This is a genomic window from Rhodovulum kholense, assembly GCF_003053725.1.
In the GTDB taxonomy this organism is placed as follows: domain Bacteria; phylum Pseudomonadota; class Alphaproteobacteria; order Rhodobacterales; family Rhodobacteraceae; genus Rhodovulum; species Rhodovulum kholense.
In genome coordinates this window covers 386,412-401,524 of the sequence record NZ_QAYC01000002.1, presented here as the reverse complement: position 1 = coordinate 401,524, position 15,113 = coordinate 386,412, and the positions used below count along the sequence as shown (strand labels likewise).

Sequence of the window (15,113 nt, the reverse complement as noted above, 5' to 3'; positions counted from 1 at the left end):
GAACCAATGAGCCCCAGAGATGACATTCCGGTGCTGAGAGGCGAGGACGGCGAAGGCTCCGTTCAGGTCCATCAGGACGAAACGATGAAGATCGAGGGGGCCAAGGTCTTTTCGATCTATGGCAAGGGCGGGATCGGCAAGTCGACGACCTCGTCGAACCTGTCGGCGGCCTTCTCGATGCTGGGCAAGCGCGTTCTGCAGATCGGCTGCGATCCCAAGCATGATTCGACCTTCACCCTGACGGGGCATCTGCAATCCACGGTGATCGACGTGCTCAAGGAGGTGGATTTCCACCCCGAAGAGCTGCGGCCCGAGGATTTCATGGTCGAGGGCTTCAACGGCGTGATGTGCGTCGAGGCGGGCGGCCCGCCCGCGGGCACCGGCTGCGGCGGCTATGTCGTCGGTCAGACCGTCAAGCTGCTGAAACAGCACCACATGCTGGAAGATACCGATGTGGTGATCTTCGACGTTCTGGGCGACGTGGTTTGCGGCGGCTTCGCCGCGCCACTGCAGCATGCCGACCGCGCGGTGATCGTGACCGCGAACGATTTCGACTCGATCTACGCCATGAACCGGATCATCGCCGCGGTTCAGGCCAAGTCGAAGAACTACAACGTGCGGCTGGCGGGCTGCATTGCGAACCGGTCGGAAGATACCGACCAGGTCGACAAGTACTGCAAGCGCGTGGGCTTCGAGCGTATCGCGCATATGCCGCTGGTCGATGCGATCCGCCGCTCGCGGCTGATGAAGAAGACGCTGTTCGAGATGCCCGACGACGAGGACATCGTTCAGTGCCGTGCCGAATACCTGCGGCTGGCGGAGCTGCTCTGGGCCGGAACCGAGCCCCTGGCACCGCATCCGCTGCCCGACCGCGAAATCTTTGAACTGCTTGGGTTCGATTGATGGACAGCTACGCCCGCACCCGGGAACGACTCGAGACCTACTTCGGTCGCACCGCCGCCAAGACATGGGAGCATCTGACCTCGGATGCCCCTGTGTCGCGCATCCGCCAGACGGTGCGCGAGGGGCGCGACCAGATGCGTGCCGCGATGCTGGCGCGCCTGCCCGACGACCTGACCGGGTGTCGGGTGCTCGACGCCGGATGCGGCGCCGGGCCGATGACGCTGGAGCTGGTCCAGCGCGGCGCCGAGGTCGTGGCCTGCGACATTTCGCAAAGCCTGCTGGACGTGGCGAAAAGCCGGATCCCTGATAAGTATCATCGCCAGATCACCTTCGTGGCGGGCGACATGCTGAGCGACCGGCTGGGCAGCTTCGACTATGTCATGGCGATGGACAGCCTGATCCATTACAAGGCTCGCGACATCGCCGAGGCCCTGGGCAAGCTTGCGCCCCGGACCCGCAACAAGATCGTCTTTACCGTCGCGCCGAAAACGCCCCTGCTGACCGCCATGCATGTGGTCGGCAAGCTCTTTCCGCGGTCCGACCGCTCGCCCCGGATCATTCCGCATTCCGAGGCGCGGATCGCGGGCGCCCTGCGCAAGGCCGGCGTGAAGGGGCGGCTTCGTGCCGTCGCGCGGGTCGCCAAGGGGTTCTACATCAGCCAGGCCATGGAGCTTGAAAGATGAGCAAGAAGCCTCATCCCCTGACGAAGCTGTCGGCGAAGTTCCTGCCCTTCGCCGATGCCGCCTCGGACGGACTGCCGATGAACGAGCTGCTGCGGCTGTCGCTGTTCCAGGTGTCGGTGGGGATGGCGACGGTGATGCTGCTGGGCACGCTGAACCGGGTGATGATCGTCGAGCTTTCGGTGCCCGCGATCGTCGTGGCGATGATGATCGCCGTGCCGGTTCTGGTCGCGCCGTTCCGCGCGCTGATGGGCTTCCGGTCCGACAACCACAGATCGGCCATCGGCTGGAAGCGCGTCCCCTACATGTGGTTCGGTACGCTCTGGCAGATGGGCGGGCTGGCGATCATGCCGTTTTCGCTGCTGCTGCTGTCGGGCGACCAGACGCTGGGTCCGGCCTGGGCGGGCGAGGTCTTTGCCGCCATCGCCTTCCTGATGACCGGGCTCGGGCTGCACATGACCCAGACCGCAGGTCTGGCGCTGGCGTCCGACCGGGCGACCGACGAGACCCGGCCGCGGGTCGTGGCGCTGCTTTATGTGATGTTCCTGCTGGGGATGGGCGTGTCGTCCATCATCATCGGCTGGCTGTTGCGCGATTTCTCGTCGATCCGGCTGATCCGGGTGGTGCAGGGCGCGGCCGTCGTGACGATCCTGCTGAACGTTGTCGCGCTCTGGAAACAGGAGCGCATGTGCCCGATGTCGAAGGAAGAGCGCGAGGCGCCGCAGCCGAGCTTCGGCGATGCCTGGCGCGATTTCGTGCGGGGCGGCAGCGCGGGGCGTCTGCTGGCGGTGGTCTTCGTCGGCACGCTGGCCTTCTCGATGCAGGATGTTCTGCTGGAACCCTATGGCGGGCAGATCCTCGGGCTGTCGGTGTCGTCAACCACGCTTCTGACCGCGCTTTGGGCCTTCGGGGCGCTGGTGGGCTTCGGGCTCGCGGCGCGCTGGCTGGGCCAGGGCATGAACTCGCACCGGATGGGGGCGCTTGGCATCCTTGGCGGCATCGTGGCCTTCACCCTGGTGATCTTTGCCGGGCCGCTGCATTCGGGCTTGCTGTTCTTCCTCGGCGCCATGCTGATCGGCTTTGGCGGCGGGCTTTTCTCTGTCTCGACGCTGACCGCGGCGATGGCGCTGCCGGTCCGGGATTTCGCGGGCCGCGGGCTTGCGCTGGGCGCCTGGGGGGCCGCGCAGGCGACCGCCTCTGGACTGGCCGTGGCGCTGGGCGGCGGGCTTCGGGACGGAATCGGGCATCTTGCGACGGCGGGCGTTCTGGGCGAAGGGCTCAACACGCCGGCCACCGGATACGCGGCGGTCTACCACATTGAGATCGTCCTTCTCTTCGTGACACTCATGGTTCTGGGGCCGCTTGTGCGCCCGCAGGACCGCAACCATCCCAACAGGGATTCCTCGGCCAAGATCGGGCTGGCCGACTTCCCAACCTGACCCGGAGGACCGATACCCATGGTCAACGCTTTTTTCGGAAACTTCGACATCGCCAGTCTGGCCATCTGGTCGTTCTGGCTGTTCTTCGCTGGGCTGATTTTCTATCTCCAACGGATGAACATGCATGAGGGCTACCCGCTGGAAGACGAGATGGGGAACCCCGCGCCGAACCAGGGCATGTTTCCGCTGCCCGCGGCGAAGACCTTCAAGCTGCCGCACGGCCAGGGCGAAAAAACCGTGCCCGACATGCAGACCGATCCCCGCAATGCGGATCTGGCGCTGAAGAAGGTCACCAAGAACAACGGCTACCCGCTGGAGCCGACCGGCGACCCGATGGTCGACGGCGTGGGTCCGGCCGCCTGGGTTGCCCGCAAGGACGAGCCCGAGCTTGACGGCCGCGGCCATCCGAAGATCCAGCCGCTGTCGGCTCTGAAGACCTTCAAGGTCTCGGCCGGTCGCGACCCGCGCGGCATGCCGGTCATCGCGGGCGACGGCGAGAAGGTCGGCACCATCGTCGACATGTGGGTCGACGAGCCGGAACAGCTGGTGCGCTACCTCGAGCTGGAACTTGACGGCGCCCATGGCGGCGGCCGCCGCCTGCTGCCGATGCAGCTGGCCAAGATCGGCTGGTTCAAGCCCGAGGTTTCGGTGCACTCGATCTACGGCAAGCATTTTGCCGGCGTCCCGACCATCAAGTCGTCGGGCCAGATCACCAAACTCGAAGAAGACAAGGTCTGTGCCTATTACGCGGGCGGCAAGCTTTACGCCGACCCCGCCGAGCGGCTCGAACCGCAGTTCTGAGGAAGGGACGCAATGTCCGACGACGATTTCGCTGTCGAGCCCATCAAGGGATTGCCGGAACGCCTGCCCGAGGGGGAACACATCCTCTGGCAGGGCCGGCCGGCCTGGTGGGCGCTCGCCCGGGAAAGCCTTGCGCTGTATTGGGTGGCCGGTTACTTCGTCGTCCTCTTCCTCTGGCGCATGATCGTCGCTGCCGAGACCATGCCCTGGTCGCAAGCGGCGGTCGCGTCCTCGTTCTTCCTGGTCCTGGGGGCCGTGGTCTGCCTGCTGTTGCTGATCACGGCCTTCGTCCAGGCCCGGGCGACGGTCTATACCGTCACCAACCGGCGCGTGGCCCTTCGCATCGGGGCGGCGCTCGATATGACGCTGAACCTGCCCTACACGTGGATCGGCAATGCCAATCTGGACCTCAGAAAGTCCGGCACCGGCTCGATCGCCTTCGAATTGATGGGAACCACCAAGTTCTCGTACCTCTTGTGCTGGCCCCATGTCCGCCCGTGGCGGATGGCCCGCACGGAACCCGCGTTCCGCTGCATCCCTGAGGCGGCGAAGGTCGCACGACTGATCGCCGACGCAGCGGAAACGCGGGTCTCCGAACCCAGGCTCACGCGTGTCGGGGACGACGACACGCTTGCAGCGGAGTAAGACATGGCCCGCAACAACCGGCACACCGGCCCCTACAATCACGGGGAAAAGATCCCGCCGATCCTGATCAAGGGGATGTTCGGGGTGGCGCTGTTCGCGCTGATCCTCGTGACCTATGCCCGGCTGACCGACCGGCCGCTCGACGCGCTGCCCGATGCCGGGGCCCCGGTGGCGGTGGAACGCCAGATCGTGATCGATGCCAAGATCGACGGCTCGGCCAAGGTCTACGACACCGAAGGCAACCAGGTCTTCGAGTTCGCCCCGAACGAGGGCGGCTTCGTGGCCGGTGTCTGGCGCGCGCTCGAGCTCAAGCGCAAGCAGGCCGGCGTGGCGCTCGACGCCCCGGTCAGGCTGGTCCGGTTCAAGGACGGACGGATTTCTCTGTACGACGACCACACCGGTTGGCGTGCGGAACTGGTCGGCTTCGGCGCCGACAACACAGCGGCTTTCGCGCGGCTGCTGGACTGACCGGAGGGATCGGGAACATGCCCTCCACACTCAAAAACAGGGAACCGAAAGATGGGAATGTTCACCCGACGGAAGGAGACCGCACCGTGTACGGTTGAGGTCTCGCACAAGTTCGACAGCCTGCATGCGCATGTGCGGTTCAACAATGGAGCCGTCGTGCATCCGGGCGACGAGGTGCTGGTGCAAGGCCCCGAGATCATGGCCCCCTATGGCGAAGTGGTAAGGGAAGACCGCATCGCCGTCATCACCCGGGCGACGCCGCTGGAACGTCTTTGGACGCGGCTGACCGGGGATCTGGACTTCATGGAGCTTTGCGAATTCTCCTTTTCCGGGGAGGTGAAGCTGTGAACGTCCATACCGCCGATGCAACCACCGTCGAGGAAGGTCTTGCGATCCAGGAACAGCAGGCCGTTCTGGACAGCGAAACCGCGACCGCCGTCGCGATGCAGGACACCCTGCTGACGCCGCGCTTCTACACCACCGATTTCGAGGCGCTCGACGCCATCGACGTCACCCCCGTCCGGGCCGACTGGGACGCGCTGATCGCCGAGATGCAGGCCGACCCGAACAAAGGCCATTTCCGCAAGGACGAGACCTGGGACCATGTCGACTGGGAGGGGATGGAGCCCGAGTTGCGCAAGGAGTTCATCGACTTCCTGATCAGCTCCTGCACCGCCGAATTCTCGGGCTGCGTGCTTTACAAGGAGATGAAGCGACGCGGGTCCAATCACGATGTGACCGAACTGTTCCAGCTGATGGCGCGGGACGAGGCGCGGCATGCGGGCTTCATCAACGATGCGCTGCGCGAGGCCGGGATCGCGGTCAATCTGGGCTTTCTGACCCAGAAGAAGAAATACACCTACTTCCGGCCCAAGTTCATCTACTACGCGACCTATCTCAGCGAGAAGATCGGCTATGCCCGCTACATCACGATCTTCCGCCATCTCGAAGAGCATCCCGAAAGGCGGTTCCATCCGATCTTCAAGTGGTTCCGCGAATGGTGCAACGACGAGTTCCGCCATGGCGAAGCCTTCGCGCTGCTGATGAAGACCGACCCGAAACTGACCTCGGGCGTCAATGTCCTGTGGATCAAGTTCTTCCTGACCGCGGTTTTCGCCACCATGCATGTGCGCGATCACCAGCGGCCCGCCTTTCACAAGGCGCTGGGCGTCGATACCGACTGGTACGGGCACGAGGTCTTCCGCAAGACCTCGGACCTGTCGAAGCAGATCTTCCCGATCACGCTCGATATCGACCATCCGCGCTGGGCGAGGGGGCTGACGGCCCTGCAGGAGGCCAGCGTCGCCATCGACGCGGCACGGCGGCAGGGCGGTGTGGCGGGCAAGCTGGCAGAATGGGCGGGCTCTGCAAAGGCGGCCCGGGCGTTCCTGTCGCTTCTGACCATTCCGGCGCAACGGCATGAGGTCCCGGCCTCGACCCGCATGGAGCCTGTCTATTGATCGCAACGGCGTGGTTCGCGGCGCTGGCCGCCCTGTTCATCTGGTGGTTCTCGACCGGGGCAATCCTGATCGTCGTGCGCCGCGCCGAACACCGGGGACGCCTTGCACATCTTCGGGCCACGGTCATGGCCCTGCCGCTTCTGGGCGGCGGGGTGTGGCTGTTCGAGATGACCCGCCATGTGGAAACCGTGGCGACCGCCTATCTGGCCTTTCTGGCGGCCATCGCAATCTGGGGCTGGGTGGAACTGGCCTTCCTGACCGGGGTCGTCACCGGCCCCAATACCACCCGCTGTCACCCGCATGCGCGCGGCTGGGAACGGTTCATGCGCGCCTATGGCACCATCGCCTATCACGAGACGCTGCTGGTGGTCATTCTCTTCGCGATGCTGGTCACCAGCCACGACTCGGCCAACGGGGTCGGGGTCTGGACTTTCATCATCCTGTTCTTCGCGCGGATCTCGGCCAAGCTGAACCTCTTCCTCGGCGTGCCCAAGATCAATGTCGAGTTCCTGCCAACGCCGCTGGCTCATCTGCCGAGCCATTTCAAGATCTCGCGGCTGAACTGGCTTTTCCCGTTCTCGATCTCGGCGCTGACCTTCGCGGTCGCCTGCTTCATGGAACGGCTGTTTGCGGTCAGCGACCCGCATGACACGGTGGGCTTTGCGCTGCTGACCGCCATCACCGCACTGGCGCTTCTGGAACACTGGCTGATGGTGCTGCCGCTGCCCGACGAGCGGCTCTGGCGCTGGATGCTGCCGGAACGCAAAGAGCGGTCCGAGGACGACAAGATCCGCCCGAATGATCTTGGCCGGACCTGACCGGGGCAAGGCGGGCGAATCGCGGCTCTCTGCGGGCTTCGGCGCCTGAGCCTGGAAATCCTTTAAAACCAGAAAGTCGCTCCGCGCGTGTGTCCCCCGGGGGCCGCGGCGCATGCATCCATTGGTCGGAAACCCTTTGTTTAGCGACCCATATAGATTGACCTTCCGGTGCCTGCGTTCCATGGTATGCACCGGTTCAGTTGAGTCAGGGAGAGACCCATGAATTCGAAATTCGCGCTCGCCGCCGCCGCGGCGGCCCTGATTGCCGGCCCGGCGCTTGCCGTCGATGTGACCGGCGATCCGGCTGAAGGCGAGAAGGTGTTCAACAAGATCTGTCAGACCTGCCACGTCGTCGAGAATGACGCGGGCGAGGTGGTCGCCGGGCGCAATGCCAAGGTCGGCCCCAACCTCTTCAAGATGCCCGGCCGCCATGCCGCCGCCATCGAGGGCTTCAGGTATTCCGATCTCATGAAAGAGGCCGGCGAAAAGGGTCTGGTCTGGACCGAGGACGAGCTGGTCAAATACGTGCCCGGCCCGACCGATTTCCTGCGCGACTACACCCAGGACCCCAAGGGCCGTGGGCTGATGACCAACCAGCGCGTCAAGGAACAGGAAATCCGCGACGTCTTCGCCTATATCGCGAGCTTCGGCACCCACGAATAAGCTCGGACTGTCGCGCGAAACGGTCGCCGGCCTGCCCGGCGGCCTTTTTCATGGCCGCCGTCGGGATTTCCGGTCAGAGCCGGTCTTCGAGAAAGGCCTCGATCCGGGCGGTCACCGCTTCGGGGGCCTCTTCATGGGCCAGATGGCCAAGCCCCGGGAACCGCGCAAGCTCTGCCTGCGGCAGCCGCGCCACCGCCCGCACCGAGCCCGAGACCGGCACCGCCCGATCGTCCTCTCCCACGATCAGCAGGGTCGGCACGTCGATCGAGGGCAGGTCGTGCTGCAGGCCGTCGAGCGACCATTGCGCGACCATGGCCAGCGTCGCGTCGGTATGGTGGCGGTCGGCCACCAGCCGCCGGTAAAGCGCCAGCCCCTCGGGCGAGATCTCGCTGCCGATCCCGGCGATCATGTATTCGACCCCGGCGGCCGTGCCCAGCCAGCGCGAGATTTCCGAGGCCGAGAACGGGTTCAGTGCCATCATCCGCGCCATCATCGGAAAGACGAAGCCCGCAGGCCCCTTGAAGCTTTCCAGCGCCGCGTTCAGCCCGACCAGCGCCTTCGGGGGGCGCTTCAGGTCGCGCACCATCCGGAGCGCGATGGCCGCGCCCGCCGAATGGCCGACAATGGCGTCGGGCAGCAGGCCCTCGCCGTCGAGCAGGGCCGAGATGTCGCGGCTCATCGCATCGAGCCCGCAGCGCTGCCGCGCGCCGAGCTTGGTGAAGCCCTGACCGGGCAGGTCCAGCGCCACCACGCGGTAGCGTTCGGCCAGAATGGGCAGCACATCGCGCCAGCTATGGGTCGCGCCGCCGGTGCCATGGATCAGCAGCACCACAGGCCCGTCGCCCGCCACCTGAAGGTGCCAGTAATGGGGGCGGTGGCGCACGAACCGGGAAAACTCCCGGTTCGGCCAATCTTTTCCGTCCCGGGTCCAGTCCATGCGTCCTCTTACGCGTCGAGAGCGGCCGATACAGCGGTCGAGAGCCGGTTGGCGTCGGCTCTCGGCAGCGGGATGTAGGGCGCGCCCAGTGTGTCGGCCAGCGCCTTCAGCGACCGTTCGGGCCGCTGGCCCATGTCGATCACCATCGCCGGGTAGCCGTTCGCCCTGATCGCGATCGCCATCCGTTCGGCATCCTCGGCCGCCAGCGCCCGGTTCGCGGTGCCGTCGAGCGCGATGTTGGCACGCCCGTCGGTCAGCAGCGCGACGGTGGGGGTCATGCCCCGGCCCTTGGACTGGATCGCCAGTTCCAGCGCGGTTTTCAGCCCGGCCGCCAGCGGCGTGCCGCCGCCGCCCGGAAGCGCCGCCAGCCGCCGCTTGGTCTGGACCAGCGAGCGGGTCGGCGGCAGCAGCAGCTCGGCCGCCTCGCCCCGGAACGCGACCAGCGCGACATGGTCGCGGCGGGCATAGGCTTCGGCCAGCAGCAGTTCCACCGCGCCCTTTGCCTCGGCCAGACGGGTCATCGCCGCCGAGCCCGAGGCATCGACCACGAAGATCAGCAGCCGGTCGGATTTCTCTTCGAAGCGCTTGATCCGGAAGTCGTCGGTGCGGATATGCAAGGACCGCTCGAAGCTCGATTCCCGCTTGCGGATGGTCTGCCAGGGGGCCGCGGCCCGAAGCGTCGAGATCACGTCGAGCCGGGCGCCGGTATCCAGCCGCCCGCGCCGGGACGGGATCGGCCGGCCGCGCCGGTTGCCCTTGCGCTTGGCGCCCGCGCCGGAAATGCCGCCGCCCGCGCGCTGTGCCTTCCGCGCGGCAAGGTTCGCCAGAAGGTCCGCGGGCAGCGTCGCCTTGGCGGCCTCCAGCAGGATGTCCTGCAGCGGCAGGTCGTCCAGCGACTGCGCCTCGCCTTCGTTCTGGTCTCTGTCGCCCTGTTCGGGGTCCGGCGGGGGCGGGTCCTGGGGCGGCTGGTCGTCCTCGGCCGGTTCTTCGGGGAATTGCGTCGCGCGGGGGGCCAGCACCAGCTGGACGGCGGCGGTCAGATCGTCCTGATCGACCGCGTCATTGCCCGCAAGTGCCGCCAGCGCCTTGGCGGCCTTCAGCGCCAGCATCGGCGCGCGCAGCGAGTCGATGCCCAGGCGCACCGCCAGCACGGTCAGGTCTTCCAGCACCTTGTCGTCCGCGCGGACGCCCGGCAGACGCGCGCGGGCCGCGGCCAGCGCGTCGGTATCCATCGCGATCCGCTCGGTCTGGCCCCAGGGCAGCGCGTCCAGATCGAGATGCAGCGCCAGCCGGTCGGTCAGCGCCGCGGGCAGGGTCTCCTGCGGCTCGGCGCCCTCGTCCATGGCGATCAGGCAATGGCCGGTGCCCTGATCCATCGCCCCGGCCAGCCGCGCGGCCAGCCCGGGCTGGGTGCGTTCGGCCATCGGCAGCACCAGAATCGCGGGCTCGGCCAGAAGGCCCGCCCGTTCGACCAGCTTGCCCGAAGACAGAGTCGCCGTCAGGTCGATGCCGCCGAACAGCTGCTCGTCGCCGATCGAGGGATGCAGGCGCTTGAGCGGAAGGGGCAGGGCGGGCAGGGCCTCGATCACCCGGTCGCGCACCGGCCCCGACCGGGCGCGGAGCCACAGGCCCCCCAGCCCGGCCGGATCGACGGCCAGTGCGTTCAGACCGATCTCGACCCGGGTCCAGACCCCGTCAGGCAGGCTCACCCAGCACCTCCTCGACCACGCGGCCCACGCGGGTGGTGGACCCGGCCTCGTCCAGCGGATCGCGGCGCAGGCGGTGGCGCAGCGCAGAGGGCGCGACCTGACGCACATGCGCCCGGGTCACCGCATCGGCGCCCTCGAAGGCCGCCAGCGCACGCGACGCCTTCAGCAGCGTCAGTTCGCCCCGAAGCCCGTCGGAGCCCAGCGCCAGGCACAGCTCGGCGCAGTCGCGCAGCACGGACTCGTCGCTGGCCATGGTCTTGAGATGGCCCCGGGCGGCCACGATCCGGTCGCGCAGCTCGGCATCGGCGGGGCGCCATTTCTCCATGAAGCCCTCGTAGTCCATCTCGTAGGTGTCGCGGCGGCGGATCACCTCGATCCGGGTGTCGATGTCCTTGGGCGAGGTCACCTCGACCGACAGGCCGAAGCGGTCCAGAAGCTGCGGGCGCAGCTCGCCCTCTTCGGGGTTGCCGGACCCGACGAGCACGAAGCGCGCCGGGTGCCGGATCGACAGACCTTCCCGTTCCACCACGTTCTCGCCCGACTGGGCGACGTCCAGCAGCAGGTCGACGATATGGTCCTCCAGCAGGTTGACCTCGTCGATATAGAGATAGCCGCGGTTCGCCCGCGCCAGCAGGCCGGGCTCGAACGCCTTCTCGCCATTGGTCAGCGCCTTCTCGATGTCGAGCGCGCCGACCACCCGGTCCTCGGTCACGCCCAGCGGCAGGTCGACCACGGGGGTCGGCCGCGTGACGATCTCGGTCGAGGTCAGGTGCGCCCAGTCCGGGCACTGGTCCAGCGAGGGCGAGTTGACCGGGCAGCTTGCGACCGCGTGGATCGGCGGCAGAAGGGCGGCCAGCGCGCGTACGGCCGTCGATTTGCCGGTTCCGCGGTCGCCGAACACCAGAACGCCACCGATCCCCGGGTCGATTGCCGTGAGGATCATCGCCTGCTTCATCTCCTCCTGGCCGACGATGGCGGAGAAGGGAAAGGGTTGAGTCATGCGTTCACTTTCGATTTCTTGGGTCCCCGGGATTTCTTGGGGGCCTTCGTGGGCTTCGCGGGTTTCTCGGCCGCGGGTTCTTCGGCCACCGGTTTTTCAGCCGCGGGCGGTGCGGCCGGGGCCGGGGCAGCCGGTCTGGCGTCGGCGTTCAGCAGGGCCATCGGGCTTCCGCCCTCCCACGTACCCTCTTCCTCGAGGATTTTGAAGCGGGCATAGAGGTCTTCCTTGAACCAGTGGTCGCCATAGGCGGCCCGGATCGCATGGCCATGCGGGGTCTCGCCATGGGCGAAGCCCGCCATCGTGCCGGTGCCCTTCCACAGCGAGAAGGTGACCTGCTGCACCCAGGGCACCTCGGCCATGCCCATGTGGAAGACGCAGGTCGGGTCGGCCGCGACCTCTTTCTGGATCTGCGGCACGTGCTTCCAGAACTGCAGCGCGATGGGCAGCTTGACGGTGGCGCGGGTCAGCACGGCCAGCGGGCCCGGTTCGGCCTTTTCGGTGACCTTCAGCGGCTCGACGCCGGACCACATGCCGCGGGCCGAGGTGGGGGTCAGGTAGATCGTGTAGGCTTCGCAGGAGTGATCACGCAGCGTCCGGTGGGTGATCGAGCCCTTCAGGCCCGCCTTGGCGGTCGCCATGTCGGGCCAGACGCAGAGAATCGCGTTGACGTTGACGTTGGGGCGCGGGTTGAACCCCTCGTCCGAGCCGGTGCCCAGAAGCTTGAAGAATTCCAGCCCCGGAACGGTCTTCAAAGCGTAGCGGCCGCGGGCCATCTGGCTCAGCGCCTCGAGGCGCGAAGCCCAGTTGTCATAACGAAAAAAGCTGATGGTGACGACTTGCATATGCGACTCTCCTAAACGGCTGTCGGTCATCTTCTGGGCTCTTCGGGGTGCGACCGCAAGGAACCTGCCGCCCCCGGCGCGTATCCGGTAGAAGCATTGTAAACTAAACTAGACAGGTTTAACCTAGCGACATGATGACACGAGTCGATCCCGCCCTGGCGGATGAGGCCGTTCGGGCCAAACGCCCGCACGCCGTTGTAATCGGAGCCGGGTTGGGCGGACTGGCCGCGGCCATGCGTCTGGGCGCCAAGGGATATTCCGTCACCGTCATCGACAAGCTCGACGTGCCCGGCGGGCGCGGATCGGCGATCTGGCAGGACAGGCACCGCTTCGATCTGGGGCCGACCATCGTCACCGTGCCGCAGGTCTTCCGCGACCTTTGGTCCGCCTGTGGGCGCGATTTCGACAAGGACGTCTCGCTGGTCCCGATGGACCCGTTCTACGAGATCGTCTTCCCCGACGGCGAACGCTTCCGCGCCCGGCAGGACACGGAAAAAATGCGGGCCGAGGTGGCGCGGCTCTCGCCGGGCGATCTGGCGGGCTATGACCAGTTCCTGAAGGACAGCGAGAAACGCTACTGGTTCGGGTTCGAGGGGCTCGGCCGCCGTCCGATGAACGAGTGGAAGGAACTGGCCAAGGTCCTGCACATCTTCGGGATGCTGCGCGCTGACCGGTCCGTCTACGCCCATGCCGCGAGCCGGGTGAAGGATGAACGCCTGCGCATGGCGCTGTCGTTCCATCCGCTGTTCATCGGGGGCGATCCGTTCAACGTCACCTCGATGTATATCCTCGTCAGCCATCTCGAGAAGGAATTCGGGGTGCATTACGCGATGGGCGGCGTCGCCGCGATCGCCAAGGCGATGGCGGGCGTCATCGAGGATCAGGGCGGCGTGCTGCGGATGCAGACCGAGGTCGACGAGATCCTGGTGACGAAGCACAGGGCGACCGGGGTCAAGCTGGCCTCGGGCGAGGTTCTCAAGGCCGATGTCGTCGTCTCGAATGCCGACTCGGGCTTTACCTACAGCCACCTGCTGCGCAACACCCGCCGCTGGCGCTGGACCGATGAAAGCCTGGCGAAGAAGCGCTGGTCGATGGGGCTTTTCGTCTGGTATTTCGGCACCAAGGGCACCCGCGGCATGTGGAAGGACGTGGGCCATCACACTGTGCTGAACGGGCCGCGCTACAAGGGGCTGGTGAAGGACATCTTCTTCAAGCCCGAACATCTGGCCGATGACATGAGCCTTTACATCCACCGGCCCAGCGTCACCGACCCGACGGCCGCGCCCGAGGGCGACGATACCTTCTATGCGCTGTCGCCGGTGCCGAACCTGCATGCCGATCACCCGGTCGACTGGACGGCCAATGCCGAACGCTACCGCAAGATGGTGCTGAACTTCATGGAAGAAAAGCTGATGCCGGGGCTCGGGCAGCATGTCTCGACCAGCCTCGTCTTCACGCCGAACAGCTTCCAGGCGCGCTATCTGTCGCCCTTCGGCGCCGGGTTCTCGCTGGAGCCGCGGATCTTCCAGAGCGCCAATTTCCGCCCGCACAACATCAGCGAAGAGGTCGAGGGGCTGTATCTGGTGGGCGCAGGCACCCATCCCGGCGCGGGCCTGCCCAGCGTCGTCACCTCGGCCGAGGTGATGGCCAAGCTCGTGCCCGATGCGGATCGTGTCGCGGCGGGCTGAGATGATCGATCCGGCGGATCTGAAGCATTGCGAGGACTCGATCCGCACCGGGTCCTATTCGTTCCATGCGGCCTCGAAACTGCTGCCGGCCCGGGTCCGCGACCCGGCGCTGGCGCTTTATGCCTTCTGCCGGCTGACCGACGATGCGGTCGATCTGACCCATGACAAGTCGGCCGCCGTGCTGATGCTGGGCGAGCGGCTGGACCTGATCTATCGCGGCCAGCCCCGGAACGCGCCCTGCGACCGGGCCTTCGCGGCGGTGGTCGACGAGTTCGAGATGCCGCGCACCCTGCCCGAAGCCCTGCTGGAGGGCATGGCTTGGGACGCGATGGGGCGGCGTTATGAAACGCTGTCGGGGGTCTACGCCTATTCGGCGCGGGTCGCAGCGGCGGTCGGTGTGATGATGGCGGTGCTGATGCGGGTCCGCGATCCGCATGCGCTGGCGCGGGCCTGCGATCTGGGCGTCGCGATGCAGCTGACCAATATCGCCCGCGACGTGGGCGAGGACGCGGCCGAGGGGCGCTTCTACCTGCCGCTGCAATGGATGGCCGAGATCGGGCTCGACGTCGACGAGTTTCTGGCCCGGCCGCAGCCCTCGCCCAGCATCCGCCGCCTGACCCAGAAGCTGCTGTCGGATGCCAACCGGCTGTATTTCCGGTCCGAGCCGGGGGTGGCCGAACTGCCCTTCGCCTGTCGCCCGGGGATCTTTGCCGCGCGTCACATCTATGCCGCCATCGGCCGCGAGGTGCGCCGCGCCGATTACGACAACATCACGCGCCGCGCCTATACCAGCAAGGGCCAGAAGCTTGGCTGGCTGATCTGGTCGGCGGCGCAGGCGATGGCGGTCACGGTCATGCCGCGCTCGGCCGTGCTGTACGGCAAGCCGCTGCCCGAATGTGCCTATCTGGTCGACGCAACGGCAACCCGACGACCGTCGGACAACCCTTGGGGCGAGGGCCGCGCGGGCGAGATCATCTCGATCCTGGCCCAGCTCGAGGCGCGCGAGCGCGCGAGACGCGGTGCCACATTGGAACAATATCGCCGCGAGGCTATTTAAGAT

At 66.6% G+C, this 15,113-nt stretch carries 16 protein-coding genes; 12 read left to right on the top strand and 4 right to left on the bottom strand.

Features of this window, described 5'->3' with window-relative positions; genetic code table 11:
• Positions 1 to 6: 6 nt before the first annotated feature.
• The 10 genes from bchL (at position 7) to C8N38_RS04575 (ending at position 7,877) form a co-directional block, all read left to right on the top strand.
• On the top strand, positions 7 to 903 hold the full coding sequence (bchL, locus tag C8N38_RS04620) for a ferredoxin:protochlorophyllide reductase (ATP-dependent) iron-sulfur ATP-binding protein (RefSeq protein ID WP_108024381.1): 897 nt from the start codon (positions 7 to 9) through the stop codon (positions 901 to 903).
• Positions 903 to 1,586 carry a magnesium protoporphyrin IX methyltransferase gene (bchM, locus tag C8N38_RS04615; RefSeq protein WP_108024379.1) on the top strand — a complete coding sequence of 228 codons (684 nt, stop codon included), beginning with the start codon at positions 903 to 905 and terminating at the stop codon, positions 1,584 to 1,586. Before bchL ends, bchM begins: the two co-directional genes overlap by 1 nt.
• Entirely contained in the window at positions 1,583 to 3,022 is a 1,440-nt protein-coding gene (locus tag C8N38_RS04610) for a PucC family protein (RefSeq protein ID WP_108024377.1), read from the top strand. The genes bchM and C8N38_RS04610 overlap by 4 nt, the downstream gene beginning before the upstream one ends.
• An 18-nt stretch (positions 3,023 to 3,040) precedes the next feature.
• Complete coding sequence (gene puhA / locus C8N38_RS04605) at positions 3,041 to 3,823, top strand: photosynthetic reaction center subunit H (protein ID WP_075787267.1); 783 nt, start codon at positions 3,041 to 3,043, stop codon at positions 3,821 to 3,823.
• A gap of 12 nt (positions 3,824 to 3,835) precedes the next feature.
• Positions 3,836 to 4,468, top strand: coding sequence for a photosynthetic complex putative assembly protein PuhB (gene puhB / locus C8N38_RS04600; protein ID WP_108024375.1), 633 nt, complete (start codon positions 3,836 to 3,838; stop codon positions 4,466 to 4,468).
• Positions 4,469 to 4,471: 3 nt separating this feature from the next.
• Positions 4,472 to 4,936 (top strand): photosynthetic complex assembly protein PuhC, encoded by a 465-nt coding sequence (gene puhC, locus C8N38_RS04595; protein WP_108024373.1) that lies wholly within the window; start codon positions 4,472 to 4,474, stop codon positions 4,934 to 4,936.
• Between the two features lie 51 nt (positions 4,937 to 4,987).
• Complete coding sequence (locus tag C8N38_RS04590) at positions 4,988 to 5,284, top strand: hypothetical protein (protein WP_108024371.1); 297 nt, start codon at positions 4,988 to 4,990, stop codon at positions 5,282 to 5,284.
• On the top strand, positions 5,281 to 6,396 hold the full coding sequence (acsF, locus tag C8N38_RS04585; RefSeq protein WP_108024369.1) for a magnesium-protoporphyrin IX monomethyl ester (oxidative) cyclase: 1,116 nt from the start codon (positions 5,281 to 5,283) through the stop codon (positions 6,394 to 6,396). The genes C8N38_RS04590 and acsF overlap by 4 nt, the downstream gene beginning before the upstream one ends.
• Complete coding sequence (gene puhE, locus C8N38_RS04580; RefSeq protein ID WP_341800920.1) at positions 6,393 to 7,214, top strand: putative photosynthetic complex assembly protein PuhE; 822 nt, start codon at positions 6,393 to 6,395, stop codon at positions 7,212 to 7,214. The genes acsF and puhE overlap by 4 nt, the downstream gene beginning before the upstream one ends.
• Positions 7,215 to 7,433: 219 nt before the next feature.
• A complete protein-coding gene (locus C8N38_RS04575) occupies positions 7,434 to 7,877 on the top strand; it encodes a c-type cytochrome (RefSeq protein WP_108024367.1) in 444 nt (147 codons plus the stop codon).
• A gap of 73 nt (positions 7,878 to 7,950) precedes the next feature.
• On the opposite strand, the gene bchO is transcribed toward C8N38_RS04575, so the two are convergent.
• Genes bchO through C8N38_RS04555 form a run of 4 tightly spaced genes read right to left on the bottom strand, consistent with a single transcriptional unit; the run spans position 7,951 to position 12,365 of the window.
• A complete protein-coding gene (gene bchO / locus C8N38_RS04570) occupies positions 7,951 to 8,814 on the bottom strand; it encodes an alpha/beta fold hydrolase BchO (protein ID WP_108024365.1) in 864 nt (287 codons plus the stop codon).
• Positions 8,815 to 8,822: 8 nt separating this feature from the next.
• Complete coding sequence (locus C8N38_RS04565; protein WP_245895513.1) at positions 8,823 to 10,517, bottom strand: magnesium chelatase subunit D; 1,695 nt, start codon at positions 10,515 to 10,517, stop codon at positions 8,823 to 8,825.
• A complete protein-coding gene (bchI, locus tag C8N38_RS04560) occupies positions 10,510 to 11,523 on the bottom strand; it encodes a magnesium chelatase ATPase subunit I (RefSeq protein WP_108024470.1) in 1,014 nt (337 codons plus the stop codon). Before bchI ends, C8N38_RS04565 begins: the two co-directional genes overlap by 8 nt.
• Complete coding sequence (locus tag C8N38_RS04555; protein ID WP_108024358.1) at positions 11,520 to 12,365, bottom strand: spheroidene monooxygenase; 846 nt, start codon at positions 12,363 to 12,365, stop codon at positions 11,520 to 11,522. Before C8N38_RS04555 ends, bchI begins: the two co-directional genes overlap by 4 nt.
• A gap of 131 nt (positions 12,366 to 12,496) precedes the next feature.
• Between C8N38_RS04555 and C8N38_RS04550 the strand changes: the two genes are divergently transcribed.
• Complete coding sequence (locus tag C8N38_RS04550) at positions 12,497 to 14,053, top strand: phytoene desaturase (protein ID WP_108024356.1); 1,557 nt, start codon at positions 12,497 to 12,499, stop codon at positions 14,051 to 14,053.
• A 1-nt stretch (position 14,054) separates the two neighbouring features.
• Entirely contained in the window at positions 14,055 to 15,110 is a 1,056-nt protein-coding gene (gene crtB / locus C8N38_RS04545; RefSeq protein WP_108024468.1) for a 15-cis-phytoene synthase, read from the top strand.
• Positions 15,111 to 15,113: the final 3 nt, after the last annotated feature.